Source organism: Microcoleus sp. T3_B1 (assembly GCF_036700445.1).
Classification (GTDB): Bacteria; Cyanobacteriota; Cyanobacteriia; order Cyanobacteriales; family Microcoleaceae; genus Microcoleus.
This window is the reverse complement of record NZ_JAUBOX010000014.1, coordinates 43,512-57,874: the sequence shown is the minus strand read 5'-3', so window position 1 is coordinate 57,874 and position 14,363 is coordinate 43,512. Positions and strand designations below refer to the sequence as shown.

General features: G+C 45.1%; 15 protein-coding genes. 9 read left to right on the top strand and 6 right to left on the bottom strand.

Annotation, left to right across the window (positions count from 1 at the left end):
- Window positions 1–23 precede the first annotated feature (23 nt).
- Together QT990_RS10310 and QT990_RS10305 are read right to left on the bottom strand one after the other, a co-directional pair.
- A complete protein-coding gene (locus QT990_RS10310; protein ID WP_333306636.1) occupies window positions 24–1,106 on the bottom strand; it encodes an esterase-like activity of phytase family protein in 1,083 nt (360 codons plus the stop codon).
- Window positions 1,107–1,364: 258 nt separating this feature from the next.
- Window positions 1,365–3,215 carry a TM0106 family RecB-like putative nuclease gene (locus QT990_RS10305; protein WP_333306638.1) on the bottom strand — a complete coding sequence of 617 codons (1,851 nt, stop codon included), beginning with the start codon at window positions 3,213–3,215 and terminating at the stop codon, window positions 1,365–1,367.
- Window positions 3,216–3,310: 95 nt separating this feature from the next.
- Between QT990_RS10305 and QT990_RS10300 the strand changes: the two genes are divergently transcribed.
- From QT990_RS10300 to QT990_RS10290, 3 genes are all read left to right on the top strand, one after another.
- Window positions 3,311–4,666, top strand: coding sequence for an aminotransferase class V-fold PLP-dependent enzyme (locus tag QT990_RS10300; protein ID WP_333465204.1), 1,356 nt, complete (start codon window positions 3,311–3,313; stop codon window positions 4,664–4,666).
- Between the two features lie 237 nt (window positions 4,667–4,903).
- Window positions 4,904–5,128 (top strand): DUF2281 domain-containing protein, encoded by a 225-nt coding sequence (locus QT990_RS10295; protein ID WP_333141635.1) that lies wholly within the window; start codon window positions 4,904–4,906, stop codon window positions 5,126–5,128.
- Window positions 5,128–5,532, top strand: coding sequence for a type II toxin-antitoxin system VapC family toxin (locus QT990_RS10290; protein ID WP_333141637.1), 405 nt, complete (start codon window positions 5,128–5,130; stop codon window positions 5,530–5,532). Before QT990_RS10295 ends, QT990_RS10290 begins: the two co-directional genes overlap by 1 nt.
- 120 nt (window positions 5,533–5,652) lie before the next feature.
- On the opposite strand, the gene QT990_RS10285 is transcribed toward QT990_RS10290, so the two are convergent.
- The gene (locus QT990_RS10285; RefSeq protein WP_333141639.1) at window positions 5,653–5,925 is read right to left on the bottom strand and encodes a hypothetical protein; all 273 of its coding nucleotides are present in this window, start codon (window positions 5,923–5,925) and stop codon (window positions 5,653–5,655) included.
- Window positions 5,926–6,504: 579 nt separating this feature from the next.
- Between QT990_RS10285 and QT990_RS10280 the strand changes: the two genes are divergently transcribed.
- The gene (locus tag QT990_RS10280) at window positions 6,505–6,864 is read left to right on the top strand and encodes a hypothetical protein (protein ID WP_190744682.1); all 360 of its coding nucleotides are present in this window, start codon (window positions 6,505–6,507) and stop codon (window positions 6,862–6,864) included.
- Between the two features lie 924 nt (window positions 6,865–7,788).
- Here the strand turns inward: QT990_RS10280 and QT990_RS10275 are convergent.
- Window positions 7,789–9,018 carry a ferrochelatase gene (locus tag QT990_RS10275; protein ID WP_333141645.1) on the bottom strand — a complete coding sequence of 410 codons (1,230 nt, stop codon included), beginning with the start codon at window positions 9,016–9,018 and terminating at the stop codon, window positions 7,789–7,791.
- Between the two features lie 54 nt (window positions 9,019–9,072).
- On the opposite strand from QT990_RS10275, the gene QT990_RS10270 reads away from it, so the two are divergent.
- From QT990_RS10270 to QT990_RS10260, 3 genes are all read left to right on the top strand, one after another.
- Window positions 9,073–9,207 (top strand): hypothetical protein, encoded by a 135-nt coding sequence (locus tag QT990_RS10270; RefSeq protein ID WP_333306642.1) that lies wholly within the window; start codon window positions 9,073–9,075, stop codon window positions 9,205–9,207.
- Window positions 9,208–9,730: 523 nt separating this feature from the next.
- Window positions 9,731–10,315 carry a hypothetical protein gene (locus tag QT990_RS10265; RefSeq protein ID WP_333411508.1) on the top strand — a complete coding sequence of 195 codons (585 nt, stop codon included), beginning with the start codon at window positions 9,731–9,733 and terminating at the stop codon, window positions 10,313–10,315.
- Window positions 10,308–11,033 (top strand): DUF3120 domain-containing protein, encoded by a 726-nt coding sequence (locus QT990_RS10260; protein WP_333465203.1) that lies wholly within the window; start codon window positions 10,308–10,310, stop codon window positions 11,031–11,033. The genes QT990_RS10265 and QT990_RS10260 overlap by 8 nt, the downstream gene beginning before the upstream one ends.
- A 124-nt stretch (window positions 11,034–11,157) precedes the next feature.
- Here the strand turns inward: QT990_RS10260 and QT990_RS10255 are convergent, their stop codons facing one another.
- The gene (locus tag QT990_RS10255) at window positions 11,158–11,628 is read right to left on the bottom strand and encodes an aspartyl protease family protein (protein ID WP_332983681.1); all 471 of its coding nucleotides are present in this window, start codon (window positions 11,626–11,628) and stop codon (window positions 11,158–11,160) included.
- Window positions 11,629–11,855: 227 nt separating this feature from the next.
- Here QT990_RS10255 and QT990_RS10250 point away from each other — a divergent pair, with 227 nt between their 5' ends.
- Window positions 11,856–12,704 (top strand): alpha/beta hydrolase, encoded by an 849-nt coding sequence (locus QT990_RS10250; protein WP_333141652.1) that lies wholly within the window; start codon window positions 11,856–11,858, stop codon window positions 12,702–12,704.
- A 108-nt stretch (window positions 12,705–12,812) separates the two neighbouring features.
- The gene (locus QT990_RS10245; protein ID WP_333306646.1) at window positions 12,813–13,970 is read left to right on the top strand and encodes a pentapeptide repeat-containing protein; all 1,158 of its coding nucleotides are present in this window, start codon (window positions 12,813–12,815) and stop codon (window positions 13,968–13,970) included.
- A gap of 166 nt (window positions 13,971–14,136) precedes the next feature.
- Here the strand turns inward: QT990_RS10245 and QT990_RS10240 are convergent, their stop codons facing one another.
- Complete coding sequence (locus QT990_RS10240; RefSeq protein ID WP_333306649.1) at window positions 14,137–14,277, bottom strand: hypothetical protein; 141 nt, start codon at window positions 14,275–14,277, stop codon at window positions 14,137–14,139.
- Window positions 14,278–14,363: the final 86 nt, after the last annotated feature.

The following is a 14,363-nucleotide window of genomic DNA, read 5'->3' as shown; positions in this document are numbered from 1 at the left end:
TATGCCTATCACTTCACCTTTTGTCAAGAGGTTTTTTGAACTTTTATTTGGAAGCCCAAAATTTGAGTCTCTTGCAACGGGCTGAAGTTGTTGTCGCTCACCAAAATCAGACCTCTGCTAGCATCCGCCAGGGCGGGGCCAAATGTCAACCCCTCAATGTTGTCTAGGGGAATTTTCAGCGTTTCCAAATCCAGCAGCAGGCGTTTTTGAGCGGGAGAAAGCTCGCCCAGACGGCTTTTGAGGCTTTCGAGTGCTTCAATACGATCGCCCTTTTCCAGAGAAATCTCAAAAATTCTGATAGTTGTGCCGGTTTCCAGGGAGAAAGCACGCTCTAAACTCAGTAACCGATTATCGTCGATCGCCAATAAATCCACTAAACCGTTAGTAGTTAATTTTCCCACAGGATTCGCACCAGCGGGTAGCGGTTCGGTGATGTAGAGAAACGACGCTTCTGGATTGCCGCTCACCGCATCGTAGCGCAAAATCCGGCACGGGCTCCCGGTTTCCAGGGAAGGTACAGCGCCATCTTGAACCAACGCGTTTTCGGTAGCGGTGAATAGGTATTTGCGATCGGGCGTTAAAGTTAAACTTTCAAAAGCGAGATTGTTGCGGATGCCTTTAGTACCCTTGTCATCCGGCAAAAATAGTTCAGGAATTGCCAGCGTTTTCAGGAGTTTACCATCGAGGGAGAACTCTTTGATAAAAGGATTTATTTGGCGATCGACATCTCCCTCAGAAGAAACAAACACGCTATTGCCAGTAAAAGCTATCCCTTCCGGATCTAAACTTAATTCAGGAAAACCTTTGCCGTTTTCATCTAATAAAGTAGTGACACCAGTAAAAGTAATTTGCTCTTTTTCCAGTTTCCCAGATTGCAAGTTAATTTTGAGAGTATAGAAGCGCGCCGGAGCCTTGCTGCTGCGGTCATCAGAAATGGCATAATAAACTTGTTTCTCGGCATCATAAGTAATGCCCGAAAGTCCGCCAATTTCCGTCCCCTGAAACGGAGAACCTGTAGGAAATATTGCTCGGTCGATAAAATTTATTTTCGTAACGGCGAAAGATTGAGCTGACTGGTTTACCCAAATAGCAACACTTGCTGCCATCAAAAAACAGAAAATAAATATAGTTGCTTTTATTAGATTTCGCATTTGATGAATAAGTAGGCTATTAAACTATTTCACTTTGAGCCTGCATATTGGGGCGGGCAAGATGCCCACCCCACAATAATTTTACAGGAGGCCGAATACAAGAAGTGTAATATTTTTCAAAATGCCAACCGAATATTTTTTAGCTTAACTACCTTCTTCTTCCCTTTCTTCTTTCGCGCCCTTCGCGCCTTCGCGGTTCATTACATCTAAAAATCACGGCTCATGATTCAGCAAAAAATTGGTCAACCAATCTTTAACTATGTATGTAGCCCGACAGTCGTCCTCATTGTACCGGACGATCGCCTCCAAGAGCGATCGATCGCCAGTTTTGAGCCAATCGTCGTACCAGCAGACGCACTGAGCACCATTAGCCTTAGCATCTCGCCAGTCAAAACCCAACCAGCGGGCAATTGGTTTGAGTGCGTAACTTTCCACCGGCATAATCGCCTTTTGTGTCACTTGTTTGTGAATATCTACAAACCGTTTCAGCACAGGTTTCCACAAATAAGCGGGAGTATTGTAAAGTTTAGCCAGTCGCTTAAAAGTCTTGACTTCGTAGTCGCAAAAGTGGAAAATCGGAGCAATAGGATAAGCCCACATTAATTCTAAAAATTGCTGCCAGATTGCACCTTCCTCTGCTGCTGATTCTGCTAAAAAACCGTGGAATTTTTCCGTATTGTTGTACCTGTCAACAACTAAGACTCCGTGGAGGTAATCTAAGTTTAACTCGGGTTCGGCTTCAATATCAAAGTAGAGTTCGATTGGGGCGATCGGCAAAAAGACAGATTGGGAATAGGGAATTGGTTTCTTGCGGAGGATTGGCGCAGGTATAGAAGATGTCGCAGGCTTATTTTCTCTAATTTTTATTTCCTCAACTGCGATGCCATTCAAGATATTGTCTACAATATCTGGTACTATTTCAGATGAGTTAAGTTCTTCTGAATTCTCACTTCTACGTTCTTCTCGATCGTTAATCCCTGTATCCGTGTCAAAATCCGTGTCTTGCCTTCCTTCTTCCTTCTTCCCTCTTCCGACTTCCATCGGACTGACATCCGTTACATCCGTTACAAAATCCGTTGCCGAACTTCCTTCTTCCCGCAACAGCGGTTGATTTAGCAAGTGCGATCGAGCTTGCTGCACCACATCAAAAGCAACTCTGTCCGGGAATTCTGGATACTCAGCAAGCAGTTCGGAACTAGCATTAGCGAGAGCTTCTACATCAGTAATTTCGAGAGTTTTTAGTCTAGCATAGCGGCTGGCAGTAACTCCCGGCAATAAGGAAAGATGTTTAATAGATTCTGCTTCGGCGTGACAGATAGTATACCAACCGCAAAGATTGCACTTTTGCCGGGAAATAAACACCTCTGGTTTATCCCGATTTTCTATCATCTGAATGCAATCATCTAAAATCTCGAACATCTGAGGAGTTCGCTGGTCGAGATTCACCTGCCACCACCCTTTTTTTCGCAGCATCAGCCACGCAGCCTCGGGCATTGTTTCCTGTACGGAAGCTAAAACTTGGGCGTGAAAAGCAGCGATAATTTGATACTCTTGTTTTGGTCGCTTGCTAAGCCAAATATCCGCAGTAATATAACTCCAATTGCCAAATTTTGATTGTCCCGGCTGTTTGATTAATAAATGGGGGCGGCTGATCAGGGTAATGTTTGAAGAGGGAAGATTGGAGGATGAAAAATGAACGGGAGTTTCGGGGATTTCGCCAAATTCGGGGAAATATTGACTGTCAATTCCTACCAGAGAAGTTGTTGCGCCGTTGGTTTGACCGAATTCGCCCTGGATCAGAACTCCTCGGTAAATGCGATCGACCCCTTGCTGCATTAAACTCAATGTAGCGGCCGCGCCGGCTTCCCAATCCCCTCTAGGATAATATGGTTGTTGGTAAGTCTCGTGTTCCAAAGCTTGCTGCTGGTATGCGGCGCTGTCGCGCATCAGTTTCAGCAGAAAGTCGCTGGGGGGGTCGAGTTGTTTCCAGTCTCCGCAGGTATCTAAAAATGCTCGGAGATGGCATCGCTGATAGGAAAGTAGTAGTTTGTCAGTTATTAACATTTAGTATTCGCAAGGCATAGAGTATCAGGCAAAAGGTATAAAATTCACAGCATTACTTATTCAATATTAACGCTATCAATAATTCGCCAGAAAAAATGACAAAGGACAATCACCGGCAACAATTCCCAGCTTTGGCCAATAAAGCTTATTTTAACTACGGCGGACAAGGGCCGCTGCCTGAGCCTGCTTTAGACGCGATTTATCAGGCTTACAAACGGGTGCAGCTTGGGGGGCCGTTTTCGGGGGAGGTGGGGGCTTGGGTGGTTCAGGAGGCGATGCTGACGCGACGTGCGATCACATCTGAGTTGACCGTACCTCCTGAAACCATTGCCCTAACTGAAGATGTCACCGTCGGCTGCAATATTGCGCTGTGGGGCATTGACTGGAAAGCAGGCGACCATTTGCTGCTTTCTGATTGCGAACACCCCGGCATTGTAGCTAGTGTAATGGAACTTCAGCGCCGTTTCAACATTGAGGTTTCGATTTGTCCGTTGACGGCTACTTTGAATGAGGGTGATCCGGTGGCGGTGATTGCTGATAGTTTGCGGCCAAATACTCGCTTGTTGGTAATCAGTCACATTTTGTGGAATACTGGCCAAGTTTTGCCTCTGGCTGAGATTGTGAAATTATGTCATGAACCCCCCCTAACCCCCCCTTGCCAAGGGGGGGGACAAGAGGGGTTTTCCCTGATTCAAGGGGATGGGGAAACAGATATAAAACCCCCCCTAACCCCCCCTTGCCAAGGGGGGGGACAAGAGGGGTTTTCCCTGATTCAAGGGGATAGGCAAGAGGATTTTTCCCTGATTCAAGGGGGGAGACAAGAGGATTTGTCTGCAAAGAAGCACAAAGTTAGGGTGTTAGTTGATGCGGCTCAGTCTGTGGGGGTTTTGCCTTTAAATTTGATTGAATCAGGGGTTGACTTTTATGCTTTTACTGGTCACAAATGGTGGTGCGGCCCGGAAGGTTTGGGGGGACTTTATGTGAGTGCTGAAGCTTTGGCAGATTTGCATCCGGTGTTTATCGGTTGGCGGGGAATTGTGACGGATGCTAATGCTAAAGTTCTTGGGTGGAAGCCTGGATCGCAGCGCTATGAAATTGCGACTTCGGCTTATCCTTTGTATGCGGGTTTGCGGAGTGCGATCGCCCTGCAACATGAATGGGGTACGATTGAAGAAAGGTATGCAGAAATCTGCCGTTTGAGTAAGTATCTCTGGCAGCGTTTGTCGGAACTTCCCGATGTGGAATGTTTGCGAAAATCTGCGCCGGAAGCTGGTTTGGTTTCGTTTCGATTAACTAATGGGATGCCGCACAAAAAGCTTGTCGATTTGTTGGAAAAACAGGGGATTATGGTAAGGACTATTCTTAATCCTGATTGTGTGCGGGCTTGTGTTCACTATTTTACAACTGAGGCGGAGATTGATAGGTTGGTTGGGGCGATCGCCATAACGTAGGGTGCGTCGCCTTGAGCTATTTCAAATAGCTGGAAAATCTCATAGCGACGCACCTACAAAATTAGAGGCGATCGCACTCCAATCCGAAAAATATTATTTCAAACTAGGATGCAAGAGGCGTTAGTTTTTTGTGGGATTTACCTTATAATATGGTAAGTAGGTTGCAAGCACATTTTTTGAATTTGGTAAGTAAAAGCGTGAAGATAATTTTAGAGTAATTACGGAGGGCAATAAACGATGAATTTAGAGCAAGCAGTTTTAGATAAGTTGCGGGCATTGCCCCCTGAACGACAGCAAGAAGTTTTAGATTTTGCTGAATTTCTTCAACAAAAAACTATGGCTAAACGACCGCTAAAGAGTGCCAAAGGGTTGTGTGCTGATTTAAAAGTAGATATTACGGAAGAAGACATCGCCCAAGCCCGACAAGAAATGTGGGGAAATTTTCCCAGGGATATTGTTTGATGCCCTCAGTCGTAGCAGATACCCATACCCTAATTTGGTACATTTTTGAACTGCCAAGATTGTCGCCAGCAGCATTAACAGCATTAGAGCAAGCGGTTAATGAGGGAAATTTTATCTACTTTTCCGCAATTACAATTGTAGAAATTTCTTACTTGATTGAGCGAGGGCGTTTGGCAGGCGAGGTGCTGACACGAGTTTTAAATGCTGCGGACGATCCAAATGTGGGGATTATGCTAGCACCTTTGGATCGCAATATCTCGGCAACTATTCAACAAATTGACAGGGCAACGGTTCCTGATATGCCAGACAGGATTATTGCGGCTACTGCTTTATCTTTGAGTCTTCCGTTAGTTACTCGCGACGCAAAAATTCAAGCGTTAACTACTATTCAAACAATTTGGTGAGTATGACAGGAAACTCTCTTCGTTCCCTACAGTAATACCTTCGGGTGCGTCGCTTCCCGTAGCTATTTCAACTAGCAGGAAAATCTCACAGCGACGCACCATACAAATAGCAATATTGTGTCACCACACTTCGTTCCCCACAGCAACTCCACTGTCAATCTCATTATGAAGATTCTCAGGCGCGATCGCCCCAACCAACTCCTCAAGCGAATACCGCCGACGAACGATAGGCTCGATAATTTGTTCGGCGACAATAGAGGCGTCTATTTCCTGACAGTGGACTGCATAAAAAGCGAATACATCGTTCACTTGAGCTTCACTTAAATCATACTCAGCGGCAATTTGATTTAGCGAAAAACCCCATTTATGGGCTGCAATGACTACTGTTTGCATCCGCAACCGAGTGCTAAATAGAGAGATTATGGGAGCAGGAATGTACGGACAAATAATTTTTCTTTTCCTCTAATCTCTAATCTGTAAAGATAAATTATGGATATTAATACGATGATTGTGCTTAAGGCTCGCAAATTAAATAACTTACAATTGTAATTGTTATTGTGGGGTGTCCCGCCCGCCCGTCCAAAAAGGGCGGGCGGGACACCCCACTTTCCTTGTGTAAGTTATTTAATTCTCATTCCTAAGCTTATAATTTAAGTTCCAGGCCTGTAGGGTGCTTTCATAAAGTTGTGGCTAATACGCCTCAATTAGTGTTACTTTAGCAGCACTACTCCGGACAGTTTTTGGAACGAGACTACAAGCTTACGCGGCGCAAGGATCATAAATAAAGTCCAATTAAATGCAACGAGCGGGGTGGAGCTGACATTGATTTAATTATCCACAGGGGCTGCGAAGTCAACCGAGAATAAGCCATTGGGCCATATAAAAACTGTCCGGACTATTGAGCAGGAGACGTTTAAAAAAGTATTCTGCTAAAGTTAAATAAATATCACACTTCTTGAGGTACGAGGGTAAATGATTAACAAGTTGTTAAGCAAAGTAACGATCGCTGCGGGGCTGTCACTGCCCCTGTTAGCGCTGACAGCAGCTAGCGTTTTCGCTGAGATAATCAAAATTTCGGTAATTAACAACAGCGGCAAGACGATGACAGCCATCTATATCGGCCCTCCCGATACAAATGATTGGGGAAAAAACGAGCTACCGTCCCCCATTGCCGATCGGGAAACGCAAAATTTTTCTTGGGATCAAGCTGACTACGGCGGCTCGGAAGCGGGCTGTATTTTTGATGTCAGCGCCGAATACTCAGACGGCAAATCCACTGAGTTATATGGTGTTGACCTTTGTAAAACGCCTACGCTCAACTTCAAGAAATAGATAATGTAGGCAAAAACCGAGTTTTTTCCAGTCTGATATTCACCAAAAAGATTTTGGATTGTGGAGAAACCCGGTTTTTGCGATCAACTGATTTTCAGCAAAAAATCGAAAATCGAGTTAGGAGAGAAGTAAGGCGAGCGCGATGGGAAGCTGGAAAATGGGCGCGAGCGCAACACCTATTCCCCAAGATAGTGAGTAAGAAGTTTGTTCGCCTCGTCATCCATCTGTTCACTGCTCAAAGCTATGCTTTAAGATTGTGAACAGATGTAATCCTCATCTCACAAGCCTTTCATCTCTTTTTTTGTCAACTCCTAATACTGTACCGATGCCCTAGCTAGTAATATTACTCTGAGGAATTTACCGATACTTTTTTGCTAACATTTGCTAACAAATACATAAGTTGAGATCAGATATCAACCAAGGCGTATCAACCGATGCCCGTAGAATTTTCTACAAGCACTTATATTCTTGCCTTCAGCTTGGTTATCGCTTACAGCCCCACGCCAATCTGATTATTTGCTTTGATAATGTAGAGGCAACTTATTTATATAGCGGTTGCGTACTACCAAGGTTTTTCACCTACATCTGAGTGGCTAAATTCATTCTATATGACATGAAGACCAGAAGGCAAATGTAAGTGATTGTTAGCAAATGTCAGAAAAAGTCTTACTGTTAATCAACCTTTGGTAAAATAATGTATATACAGAGTATCTACAGTGTAGCGACTAAGCGGATGTTTGACAAGCACAGAAAATCTGATAAAAAAGCCGTAAAGCATAGCTATCCCGTAGCCGATCGCCCTTTTCGCCCAAATTTCGACCTACGCACCCTAACAAAAGAAACCGGGTTTTTCACTAAATCTGCCATTTCCATGCAGTATCTTCGCAAAAAACCCGGTTTCTGAGCTCTCAGGCCCAAGTCCTATTAGTGACTGTGCCCGTGCCCGCCATGAGAATGCCCGTGATCACCATGAGAATGCCCGTGATCACCATGAGAATGCCCGTGTCCCCCATGAGAATGACCGTGCCCTTCATGAGAATGCGCGTGCTCGCGGTGCGCCGCAGCCAAACTCGGATTAACAGCGATCGCAGTTTCACTCAACAACGCTTCAATCTGCGGATTTGCCCACTCAGCGGCCATTTTCAGAAACTCTGGATGGTCGTTAACGCAAGGCAATTTGCGGTAAGTAACTCCTTGACGCTGTTTCTGCAAAGACTCAATAATGTGGTCTACATCTAACAAAGTTTCGTGATTTTCTGTCGCAAATCCGATCGGCATAAAGACGATCGCAGTTGCACCCAGATCGATCAAATTCTTCGCAGCTAATGTCGCATCCGGCTGTGTCCATTCAATCAGCGGCGTGTCGTGGTTCAGCCAACCCACCGAAATCAAAGGATAGCGATACATCAAACGTTCCCGCACGCGATCGTACAAAGCTTGACTTTCCACAATACCCGAAGTAAAGCCCTTCGCCTTGTGCGGACAACCGTGATTCATCAGCACAATCCCAATCTGAGAAGGCAAATGCGCTACAGCTAAATCGTTCTTAATTTCCTCTTCAACCAAATCCGCCATTAGCTGGATGTAAGCAGGTTCATCGTAAAAAGAAGGAATGTAGCGCTGTCCTTTTACCCAATGTTCCTTACCATCAAAGGTTTGTGCTAAAGCTTTATTCACCTGTTCGACAGCAATGCCGCTGGTGAAAACAGAATCAACTACCAACAGCGGATAAATCAGAATTTTGTCAAATCCTTCTGCTTGAATTTGCGGGATTACTTGTTCCGGCAAAAACGGCGCGCAAAAGTTAAAAGCTTTGAACACTTTTACTTTATCGCCCCATTTCTCCTGTAAATTCTTTTCAATCCCAGCCCGCTGCTGTTCAAAAATTGCATTGTGCGGCGAAACGAATTGACCGTGTTGGTGACTCCACTCGTGCAAGTCAAAGATTGCTAAAATCTTCGCCAGCGGCGGATAAATCCAAAGCGGTACTGGCGCAAACTTTGCCGTAAGCAAATTTAAAGCTTGTTCGTTGTAGTTGGCAAAATCGTCGTAGCTTTCGACTTCGCCGTAACCCATCAGCAATACAGCAACGCGATCGTTACTTGCGGGTGCTGCAGATGTTTTGAAATCGATTTTTTCTGGAGAAGCAACCACTTTGTATTCCTCAATTTTATTTATTCTAAGAGATCCAGGCAGGATGAAGGGGGAATGGGAGATTTTTCATTGTGTGCGATCGCACGACTGACGTGCGCGGGGCTGATTCCCGGTTTCTTGGCCCATACTTCCCGGTCAAACCTCTTATTTATCCTAGAAACCGGATTGATGGGCATCACTCCTAAGTAGGTTTTTTGACCAAGAATTTCAAAGGTGGTACCCGCCACGTGATTTATCCGTGGAATCAATCCCAAATCGAAAATCCTCACACCGCCGCATTTATCCGTGGGGTCAATCTAAAATCTAAAATCTCAAATCTAAAATCGATTGACCCTGACCCGAAATTCGTAGGGCAGCTAAGCTGGCAGGCCTCTAATTTTCACAATCCTGTTTCTTTAAGCTTTTGTGGGGTCAGCTTCGACGCCGCCGGAAAAGTTAAATCTAAATACAGAACAGCTTAAAACTAGAATCAGCCTTTGCTAAGCTTGACAGGGCATGGGGCCGGGGGGGATAACTTTTATGTTTTCTTAAGACTCCCTGACCTTGCCTAAGATTAATGCGGTTTGGAGCGTTCCCAGCATTTAACTTGGGGGGATACTCTTCAAACTTGACTCTATTATAAGTTTAACACCCTATCCCCTGGGGTAGTATATGATATAGTAGGCATATGATAAAGTTATGTTGCGAACTATATTAACTTTCTTGACGAACTATGAGACTGGTAATTTGCCCCGGATTCCACGAACCAAAGCTAACCGACTGTTTCCTGACGGGACTTTCGGGGCTTTGGGGACTGGTAGCCGATCGCCCAAACCAGCAAATAGTCGATCGTGTCAAGATTTTTCCCGCTCATAAATATCCACCTTTCTCGGCTCTTGACATATTGCACTTTTTGTGCACCGAAGACTTAGCAGGAGAAAGTCTAGTATTTGTCAGCTTTTCGGCAGGAGTAGCCGGGGCGATCGGGGCGGCTTGGATGTGGCAGCAACTCGGCGGCAAAGTCGGGGCATTTTTTGCCTTAGACGGTTGGGGAGTACCCCTGGGGGGCAATTTTCCGATCCACCGAATCAGCCACGATCGCTTTACGCACTGGAGTTCGGCAATTCTCGGTGGCGGTGGAGAAAGCTTTTATGCAGATCCCGCGATCGAACATTTGGATTTATGGCGAGCTCCTCAAACGGCAAAAGGCTGGCACGTCAGCCAAACCGCCGCCGGCATTGAGACTGTCGCACCCACAACCGCAGCAAAATTTTTAGTCCACCTATTGAAACAATACGGAGTCCAATCAGTTGTTTAATCTAAATTTAGTATCCTCAGCGATCGCACCTATTGCCACCATCGCCCGCCTCGACAATTCTCTCACTTCAGCCACAACCAACAGCATCAAACAGTGGTTGATATTTGGTGCCTCAGCTTTTTTAGTCTCAATTCCCGTCTTCGTGCAAGCACCGTTAGTGCGCTTATATCCAACCATCAGTTTGCTGTCAACTATCCCCTGGTTCGTTCTGAGTTTAATTCTAATTTTCCGCCCCAAAACACAACTTTGGGGAGATTTATTATTAGGATTTGCCGGATGTTGGCTCGCAGGTTCTATCTATTGGGGCTGGTTTAGATGGGAACCAATTTTACATCTACCTATAGAATCAATTGGCTTGCCTTTTGCTATTTGGTGCTTGGGCAAATCTTGGGGAAAAGTTGGCAGCTATTTTTACTTGGGTTCGCTATTCGGTACTGCCATTACTGATTTATATTTTTATTTAACTGGGTTGATGCCCTACTGGCGGCAAGTGATGCACGCGGAACCGGAATTAGCTATGCCGATTTTTCAAAGTGCGATCGGTCAAATTGAAACTCCTTGGGGCATAGGCTGTGCTCTAGTTTTAATCGCTGTGTTGCTAACAGTCGGTTTGCTGAGTTTGCGCGATCGAGAACTGCACTGGCGCGCGTTTAGCGGCGCGGTGTTAAGCACGCTTTTGGTAGATGGTTTATTTTGGCTGGCTGCTTCTGCGGCTTAAGATTTATGATTGGTTCCTATGTTGGTAATTTTTGACCGCAGATGTGGGCGGGTTGACGCAGATTAACGCAGATTTTTTTGAGATTACCGACTTTTTTAAGAAGTTGGTAATCTGGGTGTTTTTTTTAGCATCCGCCTGTTAACTTGATATAAGTTACAGGATAGTTAGGATTAGTGGGATTCCCGATTAACCGCTGATTCCTACAATCGACAAGCAAATCTAACTTCTCCAAAACCACCTGACCAATCAACACCTCATCACCTGTTACCAGAGCATCCTCGGTAGTCCTACGCCCCTCAATTTCAATTAATATAGCCTCCGTTACTCCTACGGTTTCCTGACGACCATCAGCATACTTAACAAGCTGCTGTCCTATAATTCGTAAACCTAGCTGCTGTACCATCTCTGCTGAAATTACTAGGTAAACCGATCCTGTATCTACGAGAGCTTCTGTTTCACACTCACGCAACAGCCGAGGCGCGAGCAACCCCCGACTAATTAGAGCTTCATCTATGGCATTGGTCAGCTTTACCTGAGTCTTAACTGCCCCCATGTTCTTAATTCCATCCAATTCTAATTTATTTAATTCTTTCATATTAAATTTCCTTTTAATCTTTTGCTGCTTACATTATACGAGTTCGGCTAACTGATATCGTTTCCGGTAGCATCGGAATGATTTAACCGCAGAGGGCGCAGAGAACGCAGAGGGAGAGAATACAGAGATGAATACAGGACGATGCAACCGGATTTGATATGAGACGCGATCGCCCCTCATTCCTATATGATTTAAAATTATCACTCACAACTCAAAACTACTTAATCATGTCTTTCATTTCAATTCGCGGTGTAGAACATTATTACGAGTGGATAACGGCAGATAACACGGCCCAACCTAGCGGGAAACCAGTGATGGTATTCCTGCACGGCTGGGCGGGATCAGCGCGCTACTGGGAAAGCACGGCACGGGCTATTGCTGATGATTTTGATTGTTTGCTTTACGATATGAGAGGTTTTGGTCGATCGCCCTTGCCGAAAGAGCCTCCTGAGTCCAGCTACGAACTCGAAACCTATGCCCACGACTTAGCGGAATTATTAGAATCTCTGAATTTAAGCCGCGTCTTTCTCAATGCTCACTCTACAGGTGCATCAATTGCTACTTTATTTCTGAACCTTTACCCTGAAAAAGTAGAAAAAGCAATTCTCACTTGCAGCGGGATTTTTGAATACGATGAAAAAGCCTTTACAACTTTTCACAAATTCGGTGGCTATGTGGTAAAATTTAGACCATCTTGGCTGGCATCGATCCCTTTTGCCGATCGGCTATTTATGGCCCGGTTTTTGCGCCGTTCCCTGCCCACAGAGGTCAGTCTGGCGTTTCTCAAGGATTTTTTAATGGCAGACGAGCAAGCTGCTATAGGTACAATGGTGACAGCCGTCAGCAAAAGAGCAGCCGAGGAAATGCCCCAAGAATTTGCGCGGCTGAGTGTTCCCACACTGCTTGTGGCAGGAGAATTTGACCAAATTATCCCCGCCGTCATGGGAGAGCAAGCGGCCTCCCTCAGCAAAAAAGTAGAATTTGTTATAATTCCGAATACGGCTCACTTTCCGATGCTGGAGGATGCTGCAACATACTTGCAGCGAATTCGAGACTTTTTGCCAGCAGCGGCTTAGCTGAGTTATTGTTCATCTAATGCACGATCGGACAAGCAAGCTTTGAGAACGGCTTTTGCTCCGATCTTAATTTTTAATTCCTAATTTCTTAAAGCGAAAGGTGGTACAATGAACGACCTCGACCAATACTATAAAGTGCTGGGACTGTTGCCGGGAGCTTCCAGAGAAGAAATTAGCCAAGCCTACAAGGATTTAGCGTTCATTTGGCACCCCGATCGCATCCCCAAAGACAATCCCAGACTACTACAGAAAGCTGAAGAAAAGATTAAGGAAATTAATCAAGCTCGCGAACAATTGCGATCGATTCAACCAAGAGGTCAGAATCAGAACGTTCAGCACAAACATACTCAGCACAAACACACCCAGCAACAAAACACCCAGCACAAACACACCCAGCAACAAAACGCTCAGTACAGAAACACTCAGCAACAAACTACCCAGCAACAAAACGCTCAGTACAAAAACACTCAGCAACAAAATACCCAGCAACAAAATACCCAGCAACAAAATACTCAGTACAGAAACACCCAGCAACAAAATACCCAGCAACAAAATACCCAGCAACAAAATACCCAGTACAGAAACACCCAGCAACAAAATACCCAGCAACCCAATACTCAGTACCAAAACACTCAGTACCAAAACAATCAGCAACCCAATACTCAGTACCAAAACACTCAGTACCAAAACAATCAGTACAGAAATACTCAGTATCCAAACACCCAGCCACCACCGGCCAACCCAAAAGAACCCCGCTACTCTTCTGAACCCTCTTCAGGAAAATATCCTGGAAATTATGCGGGAAACTATGGGGGAAACCCTGCAGGGCCCTATTCAGAGGCCTCCCGCTACCAATCGCAGCCGCCGCCATCTCAGTCTTACCGCCAAGCTGGCCCCCAAGCTCCCGATTTGAGCGGTTCCAACTTCCAAGGAGCTTCCTTAAAAGAAAAGGATTTTTCTGGAAGAAACTTGAGCAATGCAAACCTGAGTGAAGCCGACTTAAGTGATGCTTTTCTACACAACGTCAATCTCACAGGCGCTAATTTGCACCAAGCAAACTTGTTCAGGGCCAATTTGTTAGGAGCTTGTTTGATCAATGCCAACTTGAGAGAAACCAACTTAATCGGAGCCGATTTGAGCGGTGCTGACTTGAGCGGTGCTGACTTAACAGGAGCGAAAATCGGTTACGGCGATCGAGTTATGGTCAAACTTACCCGGACTACATTAACAGGTACAATCTTACCCGACGGTACTGTTCATAGCTAAATTATTTAGTTTTTAGTCAGTGGTTGTAGACGCGGGTTTTACCCGCAATATTTGTTGCAACTCCAAACACAAAAAAATCCGCCCTTTGCGAATTTGGGATAAAAACTTATATTCTGTCCGCTAGAACAACCGCAATAAAATTGGTTCGTAGTGAGGGCCTTCGTCGTCACAATTGTATGAGGACTTGCATTCCTCGCTGCGTACCCATAATGCTTAAATTACTTGACATGATATTACGCGATCGCGATCGCACAAACCGAGTTTTTTTTACCCGGTTCAACAACTGCAACAAGGTCTTTTCCTTCATCAAACCCCCTTTCTGTCTCCAACACGGCTAATCGAGATTCATATTACAGCAACCGCCAAAATGGTTCCTGTTCTGTTTTTTCCTTC

Coding starts and splice junctions, on each gene's coding strand:
- QT990_RS10270 (WP_333306642.1), top strand. CDS start 9,073: ATGGGAGATTTTTCATTGTGTGCGATCGCACGACTGACGTGCGCGGGG.
- QT990_RS10245 (WP_333306646.1), top strand. CDS start 12,813: ATGAACGACCTCGACCAATACTATAAAGTGCTGGGACTGTTGCCGGGA.
- QT990_RS10305 (WP_333306638.1), bottom strand. CDS start 3,215: ATGTTAATAACTGACAAACTACTACTTTCCTATCAGCGATGCCATCTC.
- QT990_RS10240 (WP_333306649.1), bottom strand. CDS start 14,277: ATGAAGGAAAAGACCTTGTTGCAGTTGTTGAACCGGGTAAAAAAAACT.
- QT990_RS10285 (WP_333141639.1), bottom strand. CDS start 5,925: ATGCAAACAGTAGTCATTGCAGCCCATAAATGGGGTTTTTCGCTAAAT.
- QT990_RS10295 (WP_333141635.1), top strand. CDS start 4,904: ATGAATTTAGAGCAAGCAGTTTTAGATAAGTTGCGGGCATTGCCCCCT.
- QT990_RS10255 (WP_332983681.1), bottom strand. CDS start 11,628: ATGAAAGAATTAAATAAATTAGAATTGGATGGAATTAAGAACATGGGG.
- QT990_RS10310 (WP_333306636.1), bottom strand. CDS start 1,106: ATGGCAGCAAGTGTTGCTATTTGGGTAAACCAGTCAGCTCAATCTTTC.
- QT990_RS10300 (WP_333465204.1), top strand. CDS start 3,311: ATGACAAAGGACAATCACCGGCAACAATTCCCAGCTTTGGCCAATAAA.
- QT990_RS10280 (WP_190744682.1), top strand. CDS start 6,505: ATGATTAACAAGTTGTTAAGCAAAGTAACGATCGCTGCGGGGCTGTCA.
- QT990_RS10250 (WP_333141652.1), top strand. CDS start 11,856: ATGTCTTTCATTTCAATTCGCGGTGTAGAACATTATTACGAGTGGATA.
- QT990_RS10265 (WP_333411508.1), top strand. CDS start 9,731: ATGAGACTGGTAATTTGCCCCGGATTCCACGAACCAAAGCTAACCGAC.
- QT990_RS10290 (WP_333141637.1), top strand. CDS start 5,128: ATGCCCTCAGTCGTAGCAGATACCCATACCCTAATTTGGTACATTTTT.